Genomic DNA, 21,312 nt, shown 5'->3' on the forward strand with positions numbered 1-21,312 from the left:
TTTTCTTTACCCGGTGGTTACGCTGCAAACTCCCGAACCATATGGTTTGTTGGCAGCGCTTGTATGCGCAAAACTGGCGCGATCCAGCCATGGCCGTCCGACTTCGTGATTTCACATTTGTATTCGACAGTATCAGCCAGAACTGATTGTACGGAAAAGATCGTCTCAGCAATCCCCGTAGGCGATGCTGTCATTTTGCTTTCTAAAAAACTCTTCCGTGGGTGCTATTCAACTAGCACCCGCCAGATTGGTAAGTGAGGAAACAACCACTTAGACAGGGCTAGCGGCCGCATTACTAGTTAGAAAAAAGTACCGTGCGGTACCGAGTTATTTCCGTTGGGCTGAGCGCTTTTTGCACATCCAGCGGGCTTCCGGTTTCGTCGCTTACTTCAGAATAAAAGGAGAGGCTTTCCAGCAGGTCCGATGTCCGCTGGTACCTGTCTTCTTCGGGCAAAAGCGGTGAGTGGAGTGAGAGGTACAGAGTAGGTCGCGTCCGTTTCAACCAGGGCAGGATCGTTGGCAGCACAAAAAACTCAGCCCCCTCAATATCCATCTTGACCAGAGATACACCCGACAGGTCATTCGCGGCCTCGAACTGGTCCCATGCGATCGTCAAGGCGTCGTTGCCGTGTGTTCCGTCATGCAAAAGTGAGCTGGTGGAATCGCCCGGCTCGCCGCGTACCGACGCCATGCGTGCCACTCCGAACTGATCCGACAACGCCACGCCAAAGGCCGAAACGTTGTGGATGTCGTTCAACTCGAGGTTCCAGGCCAGATGCCGAAATGCCGTCGGGTCCGGTTCGAAACACCAGACGTGCCGCGCCTTGCGGGCACCGTACAGGACCGTGGGGCCAATCCACGCGCCGATGTCCAGATAATCCCGATCTGCCGACAGATACTTGTCGAGTACCGCGAAGGTTTCAGGCTCCCACTTGCCATCAGACGCCTTGCGCCAAAATTTCGAATGATAAGGGTCCAGCCGAAACGGCTCGCCATTCAACTGGCCCGCATAGTATCCGCGGGCGCGGTAAAACATCTTGCGCGCCTGTGTAAGCATCGCCTGCCTCCGGGTTTTCTTGTCTCGGCTCTTGACCTGCGGCGGCTGCCAAAGCATTTAACCTTGGGAACCGCAACTTACATTTTTAACAGGGGGCCGATATGGCTTTTGAACTTCCTGATCTTCCTTATGCACATGACGCGCTGGCAGCCAAGGGTATGTCCGCGGAAACACTGGAATATCACCACGACCTGCACCACAAGGCCTATGTCGACAACGGCAACAAGCTGATCGCCGGCACCGAGTGGGACGGCAAGTCGCTGGAAGAGATCATCGTTGGCACCTACGACGCAAATGCCGTCGCGCAAAACGGCATCTTCAACAACATCAGCCAATTGTGGAACCACAACCAGTTTTGGGAAATGATGGGCCCCGGCGGCAGCGCAATGCCCGGTGACCTGGAAAAAGCCCTGACCGAGAGCTTTGGCTCGGTTGACGAGTTCAAGTCGCAGTTCAGCGCTGCTGGTGCCGGTCAGTTCGGTTCGGGCTGGGCGTGGCTGGTCAAAAACGCAGACGGCTCGCTGGCCGTGACCAAGACCGAGAACGGCGTGAACCCGCTGTGCTTTGGTCAAACCGCGCTGCTGGGTTGCGACGTGTGGGAGCACTCCTACTACATCGATTTCCGCAACAAGCGTCCGGCTTACCTGTCGAACTTCCTCGACAATCTGGTGAACTGGGACAACGTTGCATCGCGGATGTGACTAATAACCTAATAAGGGTTTTTCAAAGGCCTGCTGGCGGTGACGTTGGCAGGCTTTTCCTTATTTAGATGGTTGCTTCTGGGTGTTTGATCCGAAGGTTTGATGGTGCGATCCATTCGATGGAATCTTATGGGACAGATACGTCACGGCTGCGCCACGACAACGCATGTCATCCGCGCAACAATACAGCGATCGCAAGCTTTGAATGCGGAGCTGAGCCGCGAACCTGGAATCAACGTGAAAACCGTTTCCAGACGGCGAAAGCGCCAAACGGTTGAGGACAGGACCAAAGGAGCCGAGATCGACTGTTCCAAGCAAAGATGAAGAGGCGGTGATCGTTGCCTTTTGGCGTCATACTTTGCTACCGCTTGATGACTGTTTATATGCTCTACAGCCCTCCATTCCTCGTCTTAGCCGACGACGACCAACGCAACGACAAAAACACAGGCAGGCCCGATCCGCCGGATGCGTTTTGTCGCATAGTGCATCACTTCTATGGAATCCTCGTCCGCAAATGCCTGTAGCAGTACTGCAGTAACAATGTAGCCGCCCAAAACGAAAAAGAGGTCAGCACCTGCCGATCCATTGAGCTTGAATACCTCCCTGAAACTGGTGTTAGCGGCACCTTCAGACATTCGACGTCCAGGGCGATAGCAACTGTGCACAGGCAATCCAGCTAGGCGTTATCAGCCGGGTTGGCTACATAGGCTTCGGATAGTCGCCTTCGCGGACTCAATGGCTTTACCACCATGGCCGGCAATCAGCTGTCAATCTGGAGTGTTTGCTGAATTTTAGGTTTGCGCAGTTTCCAGATTTTTGTGTCAATCATGTAGTGATGGAAGTTCACAATCTGATAGAGCACAATCGTCGCTGAGAGGCCCGCAAAAAACAGCCAATCAAGAGCCCGAAGCACGCCCCAGTAGACAATACCGGTGATTGCAAGACAGGTGAGCATGTAGAGCCACATCCGCCCGTTCTGCGAAATGTACGAAAGAAATTTCGCATTTGGGTCGACGCCATTACTGAACCGCTTGTTGTTGTACATCCAGACAAACAAGATGTACTGCGCATTGTGCCAGATGTTGATCATAAGCCAACCCAGCGTAATGTCACTTGTTGCCAAGTAACCAAGAAAGAAAATTGCAAAGTGGCTTAGCAAGTACATCGTGTGAACAGTAGCTAGTCGACCAAGTGCAGCTGCTCGCACACGGGCAAGCAGCCAGTATATCAGCAGTGCGATTGCGATATAGCCAAAAAGTTCAGAGATTTGAGACGTCACTGGAATGGACCAAAGCTCCATGCCGATAAATGTCTGATGTTGTTCAGCTGAGCGACTGACAATGCCGAACACTGGAATAGAATAAAATATCGCCTGATCTAACCAGCCATTTTCATATATTGCATTGCGATCTTTCCCACGATAAGCGCGCGAAATACCCCAGCTTTGACGGGTGTAGTGCCACCATTGCCAATAAAAGTAGATGGTGACGATCGTCCAGAGCCCAAACGCCCAAACAATGCCGAGCGTGCCAACAATAACAATGGGCAACAGTCCGACCATCAGAAATTTGTGTTCCTGAAAGCTCTCCTTATCGAAACATATGCGCGTAAAAGTCGATATCACATGGTGATAGCCCAAAACCCAAAGGTCGATCACAAGGATCGGATAAAACAAGCTTGGCTCCCAGAGGATGACTAACCCGGTTAATAGCGACAGTGCGAGTAACCCGAAGATGAACCCAATATCGAATTGTGCGTTCCTAATCCACGGCAAGCTCTCGCTTTTGCGGTCTGCCTGAGTTGCAACGGTCATGCCCAAAACCCTCTAGCTTATCTTTCTTTTTCTCTAAGTGGCAAAAGATGATGGCAAGAATTGGACGCTTTGCGATATCACGTACCAAGCCACGGTTGCATTGTGTTTGGGTAATACTTTTCAGGAAGACTGGGCATTGATGTTGCCATCTTGACCGTTCACCATGCCAAAAAATGCCAGATGCCAGCCTGGAACTGCAACTGAACTCTGAACCAACCATTCTCACGCCCCATATTGAGCGCCGTGGTGTCGAATAAGGTAAGGTCCGGATCTGGATGGTCTATGCAGAATCCTTGATGTCAACGTTGAGCCAACTTGTTGAATGGCTATTCTGTTCGGATACTGTTGAAGAAGGCGATGTTTTGGCGTGCTTGATGTTGATCAAAAAGCAGGCCAGCCGCGCTTCCCTTCACGCAGGCGCTGGTGATGGCCCCGATTTGGCCAGATTGCGTAGGTTTTGGGCGGTTCCTGCGAGTTGGGACTGTTCTGTTGCACCTTTGGGGCCGCGAAGCAGCATCACCCGCAAGCCGATGTATCTTTTGAGGAGCGCAAATAGTATCTCGACCTTTCGTCGCTGGATGAACGAGGTCATCTCGGCGTCTGTCTTGCGGATATCCCGGGCGACATCGCGTGCGGCTTCATGAACCGAGCGGAGCAAATTTCGCGCCGGTTGTGTTGGACAGCACATCGGCTTCAAGGAGCATAGTTCGCAATCCAGTTTGGATCCGCGGTATTTGATAAACCCGTCTTTTCCCAGGTTCGCAACACGCGGCTTTGAGAACTTCCTTCGGTACGTTTGAAGCGATTGGCCTCCTAGGCAAGAGTAGCTATCGGTCGCTGGATCATATGCAAAATCCTCACGAGAGAATGTTCCATCGGTTCGTTTGGATTTGTCGCAGACCGGAATGTAGGGTTCGATTTGACGATCTTCCAGCAGCTAGCCCAACATCTCGGCTGATCCATAGCCTGTATCACCCAAAAGCTTATCAGGTTTGATCCCAAATCGATCCTGTATCCGGTCAATCATGTCCCTTCCGGCTCGCGCTTCAGCGGGCCGCATTGGGGCCGTCGGTTCGACATCCCAATGACCGCATTGTCCAAATCCACCAAGTAGTTGGTAGAATAGGCAAAGTATGGGCACTCCATCTGCTCCTGTCCAACGAGCAGCTGGATCGACCGACGAGATGTATTTGTGGATTACCTTTGTCGCTGCTCCCAAAGCAACGTGATCGAGTGTCTCAGTATCTTCATCTACTGCGCGCGACGTCAGATCCGATGGCAAACCTTTTTTGCCATCAGTCCCACGCATCTGGTTCGCATTGGCCGGGATCAGACTAGCATCAACGTCAAAGCTGTGACCACCGACTAGGCCGTCATCCATGCAGCGTTGTAAAACCGCATCGAACAGTTGCCGGAACAGGCCACTTTCACGGCAACGGTCGTGACGGTTCTTCGAGAAGGTAGAATAATCCGGCACTGGATCGGCCAGGTCCAGCCTGCAATTCCAGCGGTAAGCCAGATTGACATTCACCTCTTGGCAAAGCCGTCGCACGGACCGGTTGCCCATGCAATAGCCAAGCAACAACATCCGGATCATCAACTCAGGATCAATCGAAGGGCGGCCATGCAAACTGTAAAACGGCGAAAGCAACGGACGTACATCTGATAAGTCAAGAAACCGATCAATCCCCCGTAACGGGTGGTCCTGCGGCACAAACGCTTCAATGAGATTCATAGAGCAGCGCGCCGTGCGCCATCTGCCTTGATCCCATCAATGCCGAACCCTCCACTTTCATTGCAAGTGAATCAGAGCAACAACAACCAATCAACGGACTTTTTTAACAGTATCCGGACAAAGCTGACTTCTGAAAAAAAAGGCCATTCGACGTTACCGGTGCTATCCTGCAACTCCGCCGCTGGAGAAAACCTGCCTATACGTCAACTTTCGAATTGAGACCTATTGTACGCCGTCCCGCAATACCTAGCTAAAGTATGCGGAGGGAGAGAGCCGTAAACCACTAAGAAAACGGTCAGGCAACGCGCCGAATGACTTCGGTGCGTCTCGGGTAAGTTGTGCCTGACGCATGAGGGATGGCCAAAAAACGCCATTACAGGAGAACACAATGGTCGAACTTGCACAGGGAACATGGGTTGTCATCGCCGACGGGGAAAAGGCGCTGTTCATGGAGAATATCACCGACGCTGAAGATCCCAATCTGGTTGTCGTATCCGTAGAAGAAAGCGATGGACCAAGGACCAAGCCTTCGGACCGGGCCGGTCGTCGTTTTGACACGGCACCACATCAGAAATCGGCCGTGGAAGAGAGCAAATGGAAAACCCACGCGAAATCCCTGTTCGTGCAGGATGTCGCCAACCTGTTGAACCGTAAGGGTTTAAAAGGGGCCTATAAACGTCTGGTCCTGGTGGCCAGCCCGCACGTTCTGGGGTTGCTGCGTCGGCGGTTGCACAGCGAAGTGCTGGGAAAAGTGGTTGCCGAGGTGGATAAAACGCTGACCAATCACCCGCTGCATAAAGTTGAACAGGTGTTGCGCCAACGCCTTGCCCCTGCGACTTGAAATCGGCGAAAACAAACGGGCGGTCCTGACCGCCCGTATACCGGACAGCCTAAGTAAGAACTTTCCTGAGCTCTGACATTGCAGCCTCCGGCCCATCGACCCATGTGATGAAATCCGACAACGATGCGTCTGCAAAGCCTTGGCCGATGACCTGTTGCAACAGCGCGTGCAGCGTATCCCAATAGCCATCCACATTCATGACCAGAATTGGCTTGTCGTGCAGGCCCAGTTGCCGCCAGGTGAGCGCCTCGAACAACTCATCCAGCGACCCCGGACCGCCGGGCAGGACAATAACCGCATCGGCGTTCATGATCATGACCTTCTTGCGCTCGTGCATCGTCTCGGTGACCACGAAACGGGTCAAATCCGTCTTGCCGACTTCGCGTTGCAGAAGGTGCACCGGGATGACGCCAAACGTGTCACCACCGGCGGCTTGCGCGGCCCGCGCTACTTCACCCATTAGCCCCACATCCCCGGCCCCGTAGACCAGCCGCCAGCCTTCTTCGGCCAAAAGGGTTCCGAAGTGTTGCGCTGCGTCGGAATAGGCCGGATTCGCGCCATTTCGTGACCCGCAATACACACAGACAGATTTCTGAGACATGGGATGGCTTCTCCGGGCTTGTATATGGTGTTTTGACCCGTGATAGCGGGATTGATAGATTGGCTCAACCGTTAGGCAGAATGTGTTTTACTCAAAGCACTTGCGCTGCGGAGCGAAAGGAAAAGAATGAACTCCAAGTCGGGAAGCGAAAGCTCCGGTACTTTCATCTGGGGGGTGATTGCCGGCATCGTTGCATTGGTCGGGGCGGGCGGGTTGTACCTGTCCGGCGTCTTCGGGACGGGTCCTCAGGAAGCTTCACCGCAGCAAGACACCGCCGTCCAAACCACGGAAGAGGCCAGTTCGGTTTCCACCACGTCCGAGGATCAGAGCACGGCAATTGAGGAACCGGAAACCGCTGATACGTCTGATTCCGCGACCGCACCAGCGACGGAAACGGCTGAGGCCGACCCGGGTGTCGCGCCACCGACTCTGGACCAGATCTTTGTTGAGCCGGACGGCAATACTGTTCTTTCCGGCAATGCAGAGCCAGGCACGGATGTTCGTGTCTTGCTGGATGGTGAGCAAGTGCACAGCTTTACCGTCGATAACACCGGTCAGTTTGCCGAGTTCCTTTCGATCCCATTCTCAGACGATGCACGCGGGCTTACCTTGGAAACTGCGGGCCAGGATCAACCCGTTCGTTCGGACGACTATTTGATTGCAGCCTTGCCTGAACCTGAACCTGAACCTGAGCCTGAACCGACAACCGAGCAGATCGCCGCCGCAGAAACGGGTGACGCCGCGCCCTCCGGCGACGAAACTGCAGGGGCGCAAGACACATCCTCGTCAGAGCCAACAGATGAAGCGACGACCGGGGATGTCGAAACGGCGGATGCGCCTGCGGAACCGTCTGCGGATCAACCCCAGGAGACGGCACAAGAAGCCACTGAAGAAGGCGATGAAAATCAACAAGTTGCCATCCTGCGTTCCGGCGAGGACGGGGTTGAACTGGTTCAGTCTCCAACTGCCGAACCCAACGCTGCGGACGAGGTGGCTTTGGACACGATCGGCTATTCCGACGTTGGCGACGTAGAGCTTACCGGCCGGGTCCCGGACGGGTCTGCGGTTCGACTGTATCTGGACAACCAGCTTGTCGATGATCTGTCACCGGTTGATGATGGTAAATGGCGCAGCGAACTCGAGGGAATTGATCCCGGTATATATACATTGCGCGTCGATGAAATCGCCTCGGATGGTACAGTGGTCAGCCGCCTGGAAACCCCGTTCAAGCGCGAACCGCTAGAGGTGCTGCGCGCGGCAGAGGCCAGCGATGAGCCCGAGGGCGAAACAGTTACGCCCCCAATCCGGGCGGTGACCGTGCAGGAAGGCGACACGCTTTGGGCTATTTCGCGCGACCGGTTCGGTGATGGTATCCTGTACGTGAAACTGTTCGAGGCCAACCGCGGCGCGATCCGCGATCCTGACCTGATTTATCCGGGCCAGATCTTTACTATCCCGGAATGAACTATTGCTGCTGGCCCTTGGTGGGCCAGCGGTCTATCTCTGACCGCAGATCAGGTACGTGATGAGACGAGCAGCGCCAATGACCTCAGCCGATACGCCCACGCCCGACGACCGCCGCTCCGGCTGGCGCACGATCCGGAAGGTTGCGCCTTATATGTGGCCCGAGGACGAGCCTTGGGTAAAACGTCGCGTCGTTCTGGCCATGGGTATGCTGGTGCTGGCCAAGCTGATCGCCGTCTATACCCCTATCCTTTATAAGGGCGCTGTCGATGGGCTGGCGGGCGAGGGTGTTCCGCCACTGGCCTTGGGCGCTGTTGGCCTGACCGTGGCGTATGGCGTCGCACGCATGATGACAGTTGGTTTCCAGCAGTTACGCGATGCGGCCTTTGCCCCGGTAGGGCAGCGGGCCTTGCGCGCACTGGCATTGGAGACCTTCCAGCACATCCACCAGCTATCCATGCGTTACCACGTAACGCGCCGCACCGGGGGGTTGAGCCGGATCATCGAGCGCGGGGTGAAAGGCGTGGAATTCCTGCTGCGCTTTTTGCTGTTTTCCATCGGTCCGTTGATCCTGGAACTGCTGCTGGTCGCGATCATTCTGATGTGGCTGTTCGACGTCTGGTATCTGGTTGTCGTTGCTGTCACCATCGCGCTGTACATCTGGTTCACCTTTGCGGTGACCGAATGGCGGGTGAAACTGCGCCGCGAAATGAACGATCAGGATACCGAGGCCAACCAACGCGCCATCGACAGCCTGCTGAATTTCGAAACCGTCAAGTATTTCAATGCTGAATCGCGCGAGGCGGCACGGTACGACGTGTCGATGAAGGCCTATGCGGGGGCAGCGCTTAAGACGGCGTATTCGCTGGCCTTCCTGAATTTTGGTCAGTCCCTTCTGATCACCTGTGGACTGATCGGCGTGATGGTCCTGGCGGCCATGGGGGTGCAGCAGGGTACGCTGACCGTCGGCGATTTCGTCATGGTCAACGCCTATATGATCCAGATCACCGTGCCGCTGAACTTTCTAGGCACCGTCTACCGGGAAATTCGCCAATCGCTGGTGGATATGGGGCAGATGTTCGACCTGTTGGAACAACCGACCGAGGTGCAGGACAAGCCCGGCGCGCCAGATCTGGTGGTCAGTGGTGGTGAGGTGACATTGGACAATGTGCGCTTTGGCTATGATGCGGACCGCGAGATCCTTAAAGGTGTATCGCTGACGGTACCTGCTGGCCAGACTGTTGCAATTGTCGGTGCCACAGGTTCGGGTAAGTCAACGATAGGCCGCTTGCTGTTCCGGTTCTACGATGTCACCGGGGGCGCATTGAAGATCGACGGGCAGGACGTGCGCGACGTGACCCTGAACAGCCTGCATGCAGCCATCGGCGTCGTGCCGCAGGACACGGTGCTGTTCAATGATACCATCCGGTACAACATCGCCTATGGCCGGGATGGGGCCACTCAGGAAGATGTCGAAACTGCCGCGAAAGCTGCGCAGATCCACGACTTTATCGTGACCTTGCCCGAAGGCTATGACACCAAGGTTGGAGAGCGGGGCCTGAAGCTGTCGGGTGGTGAGAAACAACGGGTGGGCATTGCGCGCACCCTTCTGAAGAACCCGCCGATCCTACTGTTGGACGAGGCGACCTCGGCGCTGGATACGGACACCGAACAGGACATCAAGGACGCATTGGCGCGGGCTGGTGAGGGACGGACCGTGCTGACGATCGCGCACCGCCTTAGCACGATTGCCGAAGCGGACCGCATTGTCGTTCTGGAACGCGGTGAAATCCTTGAACAAGGCACCCATGACCAGCTTTTGCAGCGCGAGGGCCGTTACGCGCAGCTCTGGAGTCGTCAGCAAGCGGACGCCGCCTGATCCGGTCACCAGGGTATTTCCAGAGACCAGGCAGAACAGCGCTGCAAAAATGCGTTCAGTCCTCCAAGTTTAATTTGACGTTCATTTTCCTTGGTGACAAATCACCAAAAGTCACGGTGCCAGGTTCTTTGGCCGGACTTTAATCAAAGGAATATCTAATGAAATTGCGTGCAGCAGCAGCCTTGGCCGCAACTGTTCTTACGGCGACTTCGGCATTTGCCGAGGATCTTGAATTTCTGGTTGTGAATGAGTCCAGCGCGGATCTGGTCGAGTTCAATGTCTCACCTGCGTCTTCCGGCAGCTGGGAGGGCAACCTGCTGAGCGGTGGCTATGTCGCGCCCGATTATGAAATTGATGTTGTTATCGCGGATGGTCTGACCGCATGTGTCTACGATATTCGGGGGGCGTTCGACGATGGGTCGTCGGCTGAAGACTTCGGCCTGAATCTGTGTGATTTGGGTGAATATGTATTCACCGACTAAGGCTTAGAGACTAAGTCGTGGAGAAGAAAAATGGCGAACCTTGCGGTTCGCCATTTGTATTACTCGGCCGCCTTTAGGGGTGACGTTGGCGGGTGATCAGGACGCTCGTCCTTGCCAGCATCCGGTGTGGGCGCGGTCGGCGTTTCATCCCCCCAGACAACCTCGGTAGCCTGTACCTGACGGGCAGCGTGACCAACCGCCATATCCTGGGCGATTTGGCTGGAACGGCCTGCGGTGGCCCGCGCTATCGCCTTGGCCAGCCGTACCGCATATATGGTGACCCACACCCGCAGGGCCAGGAACGATGGCGTCACGATCAGGGTCAGAACCGTTGCAATACCCAGCCCGAACACAACCGCCGTCGCCAGCTGTTTCCACCACAGGGCAGTTGGGCTGTCGATGGAATAGCCGCCGTTGATGAAGTCCAGCGACAATCCGAACATCATCGGCGTCAGACCGGCCATCGTGGTCAAGGTGGTCAGCAGAACCGGCCGGATACGCGCCTCAGCCGTACGGATGATCGCCTCGATCCGGGGCATATAACGGCTGTATTCCTGATAGGTGTCGATGAGAACAATGTTGTTGTTCACCACGATCCCCGCCAAGGCCACAATCCCTGTCCCGGTCATGATGATCGAGAACGGCTGCTGCATGACCATCATCCCGATCAAAACGCCGGTGGTCGAAAGCACAACAGCCAGCAGAACCAGCACCGAATTGTAGAACGAGTTGAACTGCGCCAGCAGGATCACAAACATCAGGCCTAAAGCAGCCAAGAAAGCGCTGGACAGGAAAGCCTGGCTTTCTGCCTGATCTTCCTGATCGCCGGTCCATTCCCAACTGACGGTGCTGCCGAAGGGATTGGTTTCAAGCCACTCGGTCAGCACTGCAATGCGTTCGTTGGGATTGATCAGGCTAATCCGGGCGTTTCCAGATTCCAGGTCGGCGCGCACCGCATCGACATCTTCCGCACCCGTCAACATGACAAGCTCGAAATTGCTGCCGGTCGGTCCAGCGAAGATCGCGCCTGTGGGTTCTGTACCTTCCACGACGCCGCGCACAACTGCCAGCCGCTGTTCCGTGCCGTCCGCGTTATCTATCACAACTTTGCTCAGACCCGGCTCAACATCCGCTTTCACATCGTAATAGCGCTGCTGGTTGATCCGGTTGATCTCGGCCAGTTTGGCCACAGGCTTGCGGGTGACAAAGTTCGACAAAGGCACTAGCCCATCCGGCGTACGCACCTTGAGCGTATCCAATGTCGACAAAACCCGGTCTTCATCGGGCAGGCGAACGCGGATTTCGATTTCCTCGTCCACGCTGTCGGGGCGCATTTCGCCCAGCAGCAGCCCGCGCGTGACCAGCTGCACCATCGCGCCCACGGTTGCCACATCTGCGCCAAAACGACCCGCTTTGGCAACGTCGACGTCGATTTGCCAGTCGATGCCGGGCAAGGGCAGGGTGTCTTCGATCTTGATCAGGCCGGGTGTTTCATCGAACATCTTTCGGGCCGCAGCAGTGGCTGAGTTCAGTTCTTCCCAGCCATCCGCCTTGATGCGCAGATGAACGGGCTTGGCCGAGGCCGGACCCTGTTCCAGCGGCAGGATTTCCACGATGAAGCCCGGAATCTTCGCTAGTTCGGCGTTTAACTGATCCAGCACGAAGTCACCGTCATATTCCGGGGCAACCGTTTCACGGTCGATCAACCCGCCGAAGATCGGTTCGGACACGTTCGGCCGGTCTTCCCACGGGATGATTTCGAACTGGACGCGACCGACAGTGTCTGCCGGTGCTTGAGCACCTCCATTGTTCTGGTTCAGCCCGCCTTCCCCGGCAAAGGAAAACACGTTCACGACTGCGGGGTGTGCACTGATAATTTCTTCGGCCGCCAGTACCATTTGGTCCTTTTCGACCAGCGATATGTTGCCGCGTGCACGAACATAGGCCGTGGCTTGCTCGGGTTCGCTTTCGACGAAGAACTCCACACCCCGATTATTGTTCCCAAATGCGGTCATGACTGACATCACGGCGAAGCCAATGACGACAATCGAAACAATCGGCATGATCGGGTTGCCGACTAGGAACTTGATGACATAGCCAAAGGGCGTGTGTTCGCGCGCCGTATGCACATGCTGATCGGGCGCGCGTTCGATTTTCGCGGCACTCAGTGTAACAGAACCGGCAAATGCTCCGAAAATGAACAAGAAGGCACCAAGCAGAACTGCTCCGAATGCGCCTTCGGGCAACAAATAGGTCGGATTCAGCAGCTGCATCGCACCAAGGAAGATCAGGTACAGCGATGGCGGCACCATAACCGCACGAACCCACCACCGGGTGCGTGCGCACAGCCAGTCGGATGTGCGTTCAAAGACGCGGCTCAGGCGGCCTGAAACACCACCCATGACAGGCAGATAGATCAGTGCAACGATCAACGAAGCGGACAGAACGAAGATCAGCGTGACAGGCAGCATGCCCATGAATTCACCTGGGACACCTGGCCAAAACAGCATGGGTAGGAAGGCGCACAATGTTGTGGCCGTGGATGACACGATAGGCCAGAACATACGCTGTGCGGCCTCGACATAGGCGTGCATCGGGCCGACGCCCTCTTTAATGCGCCGGTCAGCGTATTCCACAACAACAATGGCCCCGTCGACGAGCATACCCACTGCAAGGATCAGGCCGAACATCACGATGTTCGAGATGCTGATGCCCATGACTGCCAGGAACGCAAAACACAGCAGGAATGAGGTCGGGATCGCAAAACCCACCAGCAATGCGGCGCGTGTGCCCAAAGAGGCCAGAACAACGATCATCACCAGTGCGATGGCCGTCAGAACCGAGCCTTCCAACTGGCTGACCATCGAGCCGACGATGCGGCTTTGGTCGTTCGAGGTGCCCAGCTGGATTGCGGCCTGCATTTCGGGTGGCCATTTGGCCTGCGCAGCGGCAATGGTTTGTTTCACACCCTCGACTGTGTCGATCAGGTTGTAGCCCTTGCGCTTGACCACCTGCAGCGCGACGGTTTGTTCGCCGTTGAAACGGGCGGTGCCTTCGCGGTCTTCAAAAGTATAGTTGATCTGCGCCAATTCCCCCAGGGTGACGACCCTGTCGCCGTTCACTTTGACCGGCAGGCCATAAACATCCTGCGCGGTTTTGAAGGAAGAGGGGATCTTGACCGAGAATGTGCCCTGTGCGGTTTCAACCTCACCGGCAGCAATCAACTGATTGTTGTTACGCACCACATCGATGAGCTCGGCGGCGGTGACGTTGTACGCCTCAAGCCGAAGGGGATCGATGATGACCTCAAGCAATTCGTCGCGGTTGCCCGCGATACCGGCTTCGAGCACCGAATCCATCGCCTCAAGGTCGTCCTGCAAAGCCTTGGCGACCCGGGCCATAGTGCGTTCGGGGACTGCACCTGTCAGGTTGACGATAACGATGGGGAACTCTGAGAAATTGATCTCGGTCAGCGAGTATTGCTCGGCTCCGTCGGGGAAATCGGCCTGCGCGCTGTTCATCGCGTCGCGCACATCAGCCATGATCGCGGTTTTGTCCCAGCCGAAATCGAACTCCAGCGCCACGCCCGCATACCCTTCGGCGGCGGTCGAGGTCATCTCTTTCAGCCCATCAAGGTCAGCAAGTTCGGTCTCCATTGGTTTGACCAACAGATTTTCCGAATCCTCGGCCGAGATGCCCGGAAACTGAACCGAGACAAACAGGGCAGGGATTTCAATGTCGGGCTCGCCTTCCTTCGGCAGGCTGACATAGGCAAAGCCGCCAATCACCAATGAGATGGCGATGAAGGCCAGAACCATTCTGGCCCGGCCGGCGGCCCAACTGACGATTCCGGTCATTTCGAAGTTTCCCGATATGTGGGTTCAACTGTGACGCCGCGGGTCACGAACTCTTGCCCGATGACGATGATGTCCACAGTTTCCGGCAGGCCACCGACCCAAACGCCTTCGGCGGTATCACGCAGAAGAACGACAGGTTGGAAATCGACGACGTTGCTCTGGCCAATGGTGCGGACACCGAGTTGACCGTTATTGCTCAGCGTCAGTGCCGATTGCGGCAGGAAATGCGCTTTGGCCCCGGCGGCCGAAATGCGGATGTCGGCGGTTTGGCCGTCCCGAATGGCCAGTTCCGGGTTCGGAACAGTGATTTCGACCTCAAACGTACGGGTTGTTTCATCGGCCGAGCGGCTCAGGAATGTCACACGACCAGAAACCTGGAGGCCAGTGACCAACTGCGCCGTGGCTTCGGTTCCGACAATGATGCGGTTCACCTCGGTTTCCGGCACAAAACCCACCAGCTTGATCGGATCCAGTTGGATAACGGTCGCGCACAGCGCGCCGGGCTGCATCAAGCTGCCTAATTCGGCGGTATCGCTTTCCAACAACCCTTTGAAGGGCGCTTTGATGGTCTGGCGGTCGATTTCGCGTTCCGCGGCTTTGACCTCGGCGGTTGCGGCTTCGATTCCGGCGCGGGTGGCCTCAAGACCGGCTTCGGCGGTCTTGATACCAGCCTCAGCGGTTCTCATCGCCGCCTCGCTTGAGATTCTGCGTGTCTCAGATCCAAACCCGGAGTCAGACAGTTTATTCGCAGCCGTCAGGTTGATCTCGGCCTCAGCGACGCGTGCATGCGCTTCTTCCAGGCGGGCTTCGGCTTCTGGAATGCGGCTTTGGGCTTCTAACTTGGCGGCCTTCGCTTCGGCCAAACTGGCGGGGCGGGTGCCTGGGTCAAGCTCGCACAGAAGATCGCCGGCTTCGACGAACGTGCCTTTGCGCTTGGGCTCTGAGATGACGGTCGATGTGGTTTCGGCCAGTACTTCGACCTGACGATTGGCCTTGGTCTGGCCCCGCAACAACACAGCGCTGTCAATTTCACGTGCAGTTGACCTAACGGCAACGACGCCAATCGTCGCCTGATCCACGTCCGCGACTTCGCCAGATTCGCTGGCAACCTCAGGGCTGGCCTCGGCTTCCGCGCGCCCGGCGAAAGAGAACAGGCTGTCCCGTTCGAAAACCAAAAAAAACAAAACAACAATAACCAAAGCGGCGTTTACTAATGAAATCAATCGCATGCAGGACTACTCCCAGAATTCTGCGCCACATATTTTTTGCGGTCATGCTAGAAAGTGGGGACGACTATGTATCGTTTCCACACTAAACTGAATAGTTCGGTTTGTTTTTTTCTACAAGAGGGCAGGCCACCGGCGGGATTGTAAAAAATCGGGCTCTTGGCTTGGCGATTGCGCCGGGGTATGACATGGCGCCATACACCAAGGATGCAGCCCCGGAGGGCAAGGATGAGCGACGTCGACAGTTTTATTGATGAGGTGACCGAAGAGGTGCGCCGGGACCGTCTGTTCTTGCTATTGCGCAGATGGGGTTGGGTCGGTGTGCTTGTGGTTGTCCTGATCGTGGGCGGTGCTGCGTTCAATGAAGTCCGCAAGTCGCGCGCAACCAGTCAGGCGCAGGATTTGGGTGATTCAATCCTGGCGGCGCTGGCACAGAATCAGTCGGAAGACCGTGCAGCCAGCCTAGCCGCTGTCGAAACGCAGTCGCCGGGTGGGGATGCGGTTCTTAACATGCTGTTGTCGGCCTCTCAGGTTGAGGCCGGATCAGAGCAGGATGCGGTTGCCAGCCTGAATGCCATTGCGTCCCAAGGGGATCTGCCGGAAATCTATCGCGCGATCGCGGCTTTCAAGGCGCTGCTGTTGCAGAGCGAAACTCTGCCCGCAGCCGATCGCCGTCTTCAATTCGAAGCGTTGGCTGCGCCGGGTGCTCCGCTGCGGTTGCTGGCCGAAGAACAGTTGGCCCTGATCGATGTGTCCGAGGGCAATGTTGACGCGGCCATCACGCGGCTTCAGGCCTTGCGTCAGGACGCAGAAGTTGGCGTGGATCAGCAACAGCGTGCGGCTCAGTTGATTGTAGCGCTGGGTGGCGAACCAGAGCCGTTGATCGCCCGGCAGGGCTGATCCGGTGGCGGCAGGAAAACTTACAGGCGAGTTCGGAACATCATGGTAGCAAGTCTATTCTCCCGTATTGGATTGCCGATGGCAGCCCTTTCATTGACCCTGGTCGCCGCCTGCCGGGAACCCGAGGTTATCTTGCCGGGACCGCGAGAAGATATCCGGCCCGCTGCCGATACCGAAACCGTGGAAACCCGCGGCTCAAAACCGATCAGCCTTCCGGCGCAAAGAGCCAACGCAAGCTGGCCGCAAAGCCCGGGTACGGCCGCGTTTCGGACGACCAATGCACAGTTGCGCGCAACGCCGCAGCGCATCTGGTCCGCATCAATCGGTCAGGGTGACTCGCGCAAGCAGCGGATCACGGCTGATCCCGTTGTTGCGGGCGGGTTGATCTATACGCTTGATGCCGGCGCAACGGTGTCTGCAGTGTCGCCGCAAGGGCAGGTTGTTTGGAACACCGATCTTATTCCGCCAAGTGATGGCGACTCGGATGCCACGGGTGGTGGCATGGCCTATGACAACGGTGTGCTTTATGTGTCTTCCGGTTATGGCCGCCTGACAGCGCTGGATGCCAAAACCGGTGCAGTTCGTTGGCAAAAAAGGTTGAATGCGACCGGTAGCGGCGCGCCTTTGGTCAGTAACGGGCTTCTGTATCTGGTGGCAGGTGACGAAACTGGCTGGGCGGTCAACACCAAGGACGGCCGCATCGCCTGGCAAATTCAGGGCACCCCAAGCGTTGGAAACGTTCTGGGTGCGCCGGCGCCAGTGATTGCATCAGATTTTTCCGTGTTTGCCTTTGGCTCGGGTGATGTCGCAGCGACGTTCCGTCGAGGGGGTATTCGCCGCTGGAACGCATCAGTGGCCGGGGGACGCCGCGGACGTGCGGCGGCGCAGATCGTCGATGTAACCGGTGGACCAATGGTTGCGGGCGATAAGATCTATATCGGCAACCATTCCGGGCGCACAGTCGCGTTTGACGCCAATTCCGGCGAACGGATATGGACCGCAGACGAGGGGGCCGTCGATACGGTCTGGGCCGCTGGCAACAGTATTTTCCTAATCAGCGACCGCAGCCAACTGGTCCGATTGGACGCTGCGACCGGAGCGATTGTCTGGGCGCAGGACCTGCCGGGTTTTGTCAAGGATAAGCCGGGACGCCGGGGCCCAGTCTACGCGCATTATGGTCCGATCATAGCGGGTGGGCGCATCGTTATCGCCTCGAATGACGGCTATGTTCGGTTCTTCAGCCCTGTTGACGGAGCACTCGTGAACCGTGTCGAAGTGCCAGGTGGCGCGACCACGGCACCGGTTGTGGCGGGTCAAACACTGTACGTCGTGTCGACCAAAGGTGATTTGCACGCTTTCCGTTGACCACAAGATGCGCTAAAGGGCGCGTCTGAGTCTTGAAAGTTGAGTATCATGTCGCTGACCCTCGCCATCGTGGGGCGCCCGAATGTGGGCAAATCCACCCTGTTCAATCGCCTTGTGGGCAAACGTCTGGCTTTGGTCGACGACCAGCCCGGCGTGACGCGCGATTTGCGCGAAGGCCAAGGGCGTTTGGGGGATCTGCGCTTTACCGTGATCGACACTGCGGGGCTTGAGGACGCGACCGACGACAGCCTTGAGGGCCGCATGCGCCGCCTGACCGAGCGTGCAGTGGACATGGCAGATGTCTGCCTGTTCATGATTGACGCGCGCGTCGGGGTCACGCCGACCGACGAATTGTTTGCCGAGATTCTGCGCAAACGTTCCAAACATGTGATCCTTGCGGCCAACAAGGCCGAAGGAAACGCAGCGGATGCGGGTGTGCTTGAAGCCTATAACCTTGGTCTGGGTGAGCCGGTGCGCCTGTCGGGCGAGCATGGCGAGGGGATGACTGATCTTTATTCCCAGCTTATGCCGTTGGCCGATGCCGCCGAAGAACAGGCGGTCGAGGATGCGCCGGAAACCGATATTGAACTGGATGAAGACGGCGAGGGCGAGACGCCCCTGATCAGCGCTGAAAAGCCTTTGCAGGTGGCAGTTGTCGGCCGCCCGAACGCCGGTAAATCCACATTGATCAACAAGATCATTGGGGAAGACCGCCTGCTGACCGGGCCAGAGGCTGGTATTACACGCGATGCCATCAGTCTGCGGATCGACTGGGCCGACCCGGACGGGGACAGCACGCCAATGCGTATCTTTGATACGGCCGGTATGCGTAAAAAAGCCAAGGTGCAGGAAAAGCTTGAAAAGCTTTCAGTCTCGGATGGTCTGCGTGCTGTGAAATTTGCTGAAGTAGTGGTGGTTCTGCTGGACGCCGCCATCCCCTTCGAACAGCAGGACCTGCGTATTGCCGATCTGGCCGAGCGCGAGGGTCGCGCCGTTGTTGTCGCCATCAACAAATGGGACATCGAAGAAGACAAACAGGAAAAGCTGCGGGATCTGAAAGAGTCGTTCGAGCGTTTGCTGCCGCAATTGCGTGGCGCACCGCTGGTGACGGTCTCGGCAAAGACGGGCCGGGGGCTAGAGCGCCTGCGCGCCGCGATTCTGCGGGCCCATGACATCTGGAACCGCCGTGTGCCGACGGCCGCGCTGAACCGCTGGCTGACGGCCATGTTGGAACAGCACCCGCCGCCAGCCCCGCAAGGTCGCCGGATCAAGCTGCGTTACATGACCCAAGCGAAAACCCGACCGCCGGGCTTTGTTGTCATGTGTTCGCACCCTGACAAGATGCCAGCCAGTTACACCCGGTATCTGGTCAACGGTCTGCGCGAATCTTTTGACATGCCCGGTACTCCGATCCGCCTGACTTTGCGCGGGCAGGGGGACAAGAACCCGTACAAGGGTCGCCGCAAGAAAAACGCGGGCGCCTTGGCCAAACATCTCAAGGGTCGCGCGTAACTGCGCCAATTTTCAGCATTTTCGGCTGAGGGGCGTGACAGCCCCATTTCCCCGCGCTAGCATTCACTGGCGTGCATCTGTTTTTGTATGCGCGTAATTTCACGCGGAGCTTCCGCACCAGTTTTTGATAACCACTGGACCTAACCAACGTGGGGAGCGGCTGGATGGATCTGAGGGAATACACTCGGCAATACGCGGTTCAGGACAACAGATTGGCCGCGCTGAGCTATTTTGGAACCTTCGCGATGTATTTCACATCGCTGGCGCTGGCGATTGCCTATGTGGATCGCTGGTATGTCATGATCCCGGCCGGGGTCGTCTTTGCCTTTTCGGCGGTGCGCCTGTACGTGCTTCAGCACGATTGCGGGCATCACTCGCTGTTTGAGACACGTCGCCAAAACGAGTGGGCGGGGCACGGGCTTTCGCCGTTCACCTTTGCGCCCTTCGAGGTGATGAAACAGAATCACAACCTGCACCATGCCGGTATCGGCAATCTCGAGCACCGCGAGACGGGCGAAATCCATACGATGACCGTGCGGGAATGGAACAAGGCGGATTGGAAAGCGCGCCTGTTTTACAGGCTCTACCGAAATCCCTTCATCCTGGTTCCGGCCGGGGCGCTGTTCACGTATTTCATCCGCTATCGGTGGCCCAAGAACACGATTCGGTTTGGCGTGAAGGGTGTATTGCTCCACAACTTGTCGATCATCGTCTTTCTTGGCCTTCTTTACCTGATAGCTGGCACCACGGGTATTCTGGTCTGGTTGGTGTTTTCGCTTTTGGGCGGAATGCTGGGTGTGTTTTTGGTCTATCTGCAGCACAATTTCGAAGACACATACTGGGACCGTCGTCCGGATCTGGACCCGCAACTAGCGGCGCTGCAGGGATCATCGGCGTTGGATTTCGGGTGGTGGTTCGACAATGCGGTTGCGTGCATCACGCTGCACGACATCCATCATTTCAATGCGCGCATTCCGTCTTATCGGCTGCGTGCATGCCACTACAACCTACCGCCCGAATTCACGCCCCGCCGGATCAAATTCCCCGAGGCTGTTGCCGCTTTAAATCTGAAACTGTGGGACGAAGACGCCAAGCGGCTTGTTCCGTTTCCCGGAAAGGATCAATCCGGTAACCTCGCACACAGTAGCTGACACAAATGACCTGCATCCCTGGGCACTGGCTTGTGAGAACGTGTATCTGGTATACATAAGATAACGCAGGGAAAATCGGAAAGGACAAAGAATGACCGCAGTGACCGCAATAAATGGCGTTGGAGAGGGGCTAGGAAAGTCACTTACAGCCAACGGTTTCAAAACCGCTGAAGCCGTTGCCAAGGCAAGCCCCGCTGCACTGGTCAAAGTTCCTCGTATCGGCAAAGCCCGCGCAGCCGTCCTGATTGCCGCCGCGAAAGAGGCGGTTGCAGAGAAGCCGCCAGCCGCAAAACCCGCCGCGGCGAAACCAGCCGCCAAACGCTCTGCAGCGAAAACAAGTACGCGCCGCGCGCCTGCCAAAAAGCCTGCAGCGCGCCGAACAGCGCCCCGCAAAACGATCGCCGCCGCCGCTGCCGAGAAGCGGGCGGAAGAGGCTGCGCGCAAAGCGGCTGAGGAAAAGGTCGCAGCCGAACTGGCAGAAGCGAAGGCAAAAAAGAAGGCCAAGGCCAAAGCCAAGGCTGAAAAGGCCGCTAAAAAGCTTCAGGAGATGGAAGCTGTCTTCTCGAAAGCCAAGGACAAGGTGAAGGCCAAGACGAAGAAGGATAAGAAGAAAGATAAAAAGAAAAAGGCCGACAAGACGGACAAGAAGAAAGATAAGAAAAAAGACAAGAAGAAGGATAAGAAAAAGGCGAAGAAGTAAGCCTTCTCCGCCTTGCAGCTTCTTGAAC

At 56.7% G+C, this 21,312-nt stretch carries 16 protein-coding genes and 2 pseudogenes; 11 read left to right on the top strand and 7 right to left on the bottom strand.

Annotated features, from left to right (window positions below; all coding sequences use genetic code 11):
• Positions 1-295: 295 nt before the first annotated feature.
• Positions 296-1,057, bottom strand: a complete 762-nt coding sequence (locus DHN12_RS11320) for an FkbM family methyltransferase (protein ID WP_108860295.1) — start codon at positions 1,055-1,057, stop codon at positions 296-298.
• A gap of 101 nt (positions 1,058-1,158) precedes the next feature.
• Between DHN12_RS11320 and DHN12_RS11325 the strand changes: the two genes are divergently transcribed.
• Entirely contained in the window at positions 1,159-1,758 is a 600-nt protein-coding gene (locus DHN12_RS11325) for a superoxide dismutase (RefSeq protein ID WP_108860296.1), read from the top strand.
• A 129-nt stretch (positions 1,759-1,887) separates the two neighbouring features.
• Positions 1,888-2,176 (top strand): annotated as a pseudogene (locus tag DHN12_RS24815) (IS481 family transposase); the annotation flags it as partial.
• Here DHN12_RS24815 and DHN12_RS24615 read toward each other — a convergent pair.
• The 3 genes and pseudogenes from DHN12_RS24615 to DHN12_RS11340 all read right to left on the bottom strand — a co-directional run bounded on the left by DHN12_RS24615 (position 2,169) and on the right by DHN12_RS11340 (position 5,346).
• Positions 2,169-2,393, bottom strand: a complete 225-nt coding sequence (locus DHN12_RS24615) for a hypothetical protein (protein ID WP_199913499.1) — start codon at positions 2,391-2,393, stop codon at positions 2,169-2,171. The pseudogene DHN12_RS24815 and the gene DHN12_RS24615 sit on opposite strands and share 8 nt — an antisense overlap.
• A 125-nt stretch (positions 2,394-2,518) precedes the next feature.
• Complete coding sequence (locus DHN12_RS11335) at positions 2,519-3,571, bottom strand: hypothetical protein (protein ID WP_108860297.1); 1,053 nt, start codon at positions 3,569-3,571, stop codon at positions 2,519-2,521.
• A 409-nt stretch (positions 3,572-3,980) separates the two neighbouring features.
• Positions 3,981-5,346: pseudogene (locus tag DHN12_RS11340) on the bottom strand (transposase).
• Between the two features lie 348 nt (positions 5,347-5,694).
• Here DHN12_RS11340 and DHN12_RS11345 point away from each other — a divergent pair.
• Positions 5,695-6,147: a host attachment protein gene (locus tag DHN12_RS11345; protein ID WP_108860298.1), complete on the top strand. Its 453-nt coding sequence runs from the start codon at positions 5,695-5,697 to the stop codon at positions 6,145-6,147.
• A 49-nt stretch (positions 6,148-6,196) separates the two neighbouring features.
• On the opposite strand, the gene DHN12_RS11350 is transcribed toward DHN12_RS11345, so the two are convergent.
• Complete coding sequence (locus DHN12_RS11350) at positions 6,197-6,748, bottom strand: TIGR00730 family Rossman fold protein (RefSeq protein WP_108860299.1); 552 nt, start codon at positions 6,746-6,748, stop codon at positions 6,197-6,199.
• Between the two features lie 126 nt (positions 6,749-6,874).
• On the opposite strand from DHN12_RS11350, the gene DHN12_RS11355 reads away from it, so the two are divergent.
• From DHN12_RS11355 to DHN12_RS11365, 3 genes are all read left to right on the top strand, one after another.
• Positions 6,875-8,212, top strand: a complete 1,338-nt coding sequence (locus DHN12_RS11355) for a LysM peptidoglycan-binding domain-containing protein (RefSeq protein ID WP_108860300.1) — start codon at positions 6,875-6,877, stop codon at positions 8,210-8,212.
• Between the two features lie 79 nt (positions 8,213-8,291).
• Positions 8,292-10,091: an ABC transporter ATP-binding protein/permease gene (locus DHN12_RS11360; RefSeq protein ID WP_108860301.1), complete on the top strand. Its 1,800-nt coding sequence runs from the start codon at positions 8,292-8,294 to the stop codon at positions 10,089-10,091.
• Between the two features lie 158 nt (positions 10,092-10,249).
• Entirely contained in the window at positions 10,250-10,573 is a 324-nt protein-coding gene (locus DHN12_RS11365; RefSeq protein WP_108860302.1) for a hypothetical protein, read from the top strand.
• Between the two features lie 59 nt (positions 10,574-10,632).
• Here the strand turns inward: DHN12_RS11365 and DHN12_RS11370 are convergent, their stop codons facing one another.
• Together DHN12_RS11370 and DHN12_RS11375 are read right to left on the bottom strand one after the other, a co-directional pair.
• Entirely contained in the window at positions 10,633-14,430 is a 3,798-nt protein-coding gene (locus tag DHN12_RS11370) for an efflux RND transporter permease subunit (RefSeq protein WP_108860303.1), read from the bottom strand.
• Positions 14,427-15,659 carry an efflux RND transporter periplasmic adaptor subunit gene (locus DHN12_RS11375; RefSeq protein ID WP_108860304.1) on the bottom strand — a complete coding sequence of 411 codons (1,233 nt, stop codon included), beginning with the start codon at positions 15,657-15,659 and terminating at the stop codon, positions 14,427-14,429. The genes DHN12_RS11370 and DHN12_RS11375 overlap by 4 nt, the downstream gene beginning before the upstream one ends.
• A gap of 225 nt (positions 15,660-15,884) precedes the next feature.
• Here DHN12_RS11375 and DHN12_RS11380 point away from each other — a divergent pair, with 225 nt between their 5' ends.
• The 5 genes from DHN12_RS11380 (at position 15,885) to DHN12_RS25125 (ending at position 21,284) form a co-directional block, all read left to right on the top strand.
• A complete protein-coding gene (locus DHN12_RS11380; RefSeq protein WP_108860305.1) occupies positions 15,885-16,556 on the top strand; it encodes a hypothetical protein in 672 nt (223 codons plus the stop codon).
• Between the two features lie 42 nt (positions 16,557-16,598).
• Positions 16,599-17,921, top strand: a complete 1,323-nt coding sequence (locus tag DHN12_RS11385) for a PQQ-like beta-propeller repeat protein (RefSeq protein WP_108860306.1) — start codon at positions 16,599-16,601, stop codon at positions 17,919-17,921.
• Between the two features lie 48 nt (positions 17,922-17,969).
• A complete protein-coding gene (gene der, locus DHN12_RS11390; RefSeq protein ID WP_108860307.1) occupies positions 17,970-19,433 on the top strand; it encodes a ribosome biogenesis GTPase Der in 1,464 nt (487 codons plus the stop codon).
• A gap of 164 nt (positions 19,434-19,597) precedes the next feature.
• Entirely contained in the window at positions 19,598-20,584 is a 987-nt protein-coding gene (locus DHN12_RS11395; RefSeq protein ID WP_108860308.1) for a fatty acid desaturase, read from the top strand.
• A gap of 91 nt (positions 20,585-20,675) precedes the next feature.
• A complete protein-coding gene (locus tag DHN12_RS25125) occupies positions 20,676-21,284 on the top strand; it encodes a helix-hairpin-helix domain-containing protein (protein WP_108860309.1) in 609 nt (202 codons plus the stop codon).
• Positions 21,285-21,312 lie beyond the last annotated feature (28 nt).

The sequence above is a fragment of the Ruegeria sp. Alg231-54 genome, from assembly GCF_900143525.1.
GTDB lineage: Bacteria > Pseudomonadota > Alphaproteobacteria > Rhodobacterales > Rhodobacteraceae > Ruegeria.

Bases quoted from the DNA above. Each gene is read 5' to 3' on its own strand.
- DHN12_RS11320 (WP_108860295.1), bottom strand. From the start codon at position 1,057: ATGCTTACACAGGCGCGCAAGATGTTTTACCGCGCCCGCGGATACTAT.
- DHN12_RS11325 (WP_108860296.1), top strand. From the start codon at position 1,159: ATGGCTTTTGAACTTCCTGATCTTCCTTATGCACATGACGCGCTGGCA.
- DHN12_RS24615 (WP_199913499.1), bottom strand. From the start codon at position 2,393: ATGTCTGAAGGTGCCGCTAACACCAGTTTCAGGGAGGTATTCAAGCTC.
- DHN12_RS11335 (WP_108860297.1), bottom strand. From the start codon at position 3,571: ATGACCGTTGCAACTCAGGCAGACCGCAAAAGCGAGAGCTTGCCGTGG.
- DHN12_RS11345 (WP_108860298.1), top strand. From the start codon at position 5,695: ATGGTCGAACTTGCACAGGGAACATGGGTTGTCATCGCCGACGGGGAA.
- DHN12_RS11350 (WP_108860299.1), bottom strand. From the start codon at position 6,748: ATGTCTCAGAAATCTGTCTGTGTGTATTGCGGGTCACGAAATGGCGCG.
- DHN12_RS11355 (WP_108860300.1), top strand. From the start codon at position 6,875: ATGAACTCCAAGTCGGGAAGCGAAAGCTCCGGTACTTTCATCTGGGGG.
- DHN12_RS11360 (WP_108860301.1), top strand. From the start codon at position 8,292: ATGACCTCAGCCGATACGCCCACGCCCGACGACCGCCGCTCCGGCTGG.
- DHN12_RS11365 (WP_108860302.1), top strand. From the start codon at position 10,250: ATGAAATTGCGTGCAGCAGCAGCCTTGGCCGCAACTGTTCTTACGGCG.
- DHN12_RS11370 (WP_108860303.1), bottom strand. From the start codon at position 14,430: ATGACCGGAATCGTCAGTTGGGCCGCCGGCCGGGCCAGAATGGTTCTG.
- DHN12_RS11375 (WP_108860304.1), bottom strand. From the start codon at position 15,659: ATGCGATTGATTTCATTAGTAAACGCCGCTTTGGTTATTGTTGTTTTG.
- DHN12_RS11380 (WP_108860305.1), top strand. From the start codon at position 15,885: ATGAGCGACGTCGACAGTTTTATTGATGAGGTGACCGAAGAGGTGCGC.
- DHN12_RS11385 (WP_108860306.1), top strand. From the start codon at position 16,599: ATGGTAGCAAGTCTATTCTCCCGTATTGGATTGCCGATGGCAGCCCTT.
- der (WP_108860307.1), top strand. From the start codon at position 17,970: ATGTCGCTGACCCTCGCCATCGTGGGGCGCCCGAATGTGGGCAAATCC.
- DHN12_RS11395 (WP_108860308.1), top strand. From the start codon at position 19,598: ATGGATCTGAGGGAATACACTCGGCAATACGCGGTTCAGGACAACAGA.
- DHN12_RS25125 (WP_108860309.1), top strand. From the start codon at position 20,676: ATGACCGCAGTGACCGCAATAAATGGCGTTGGAGAGGGGCTAGGAAAG.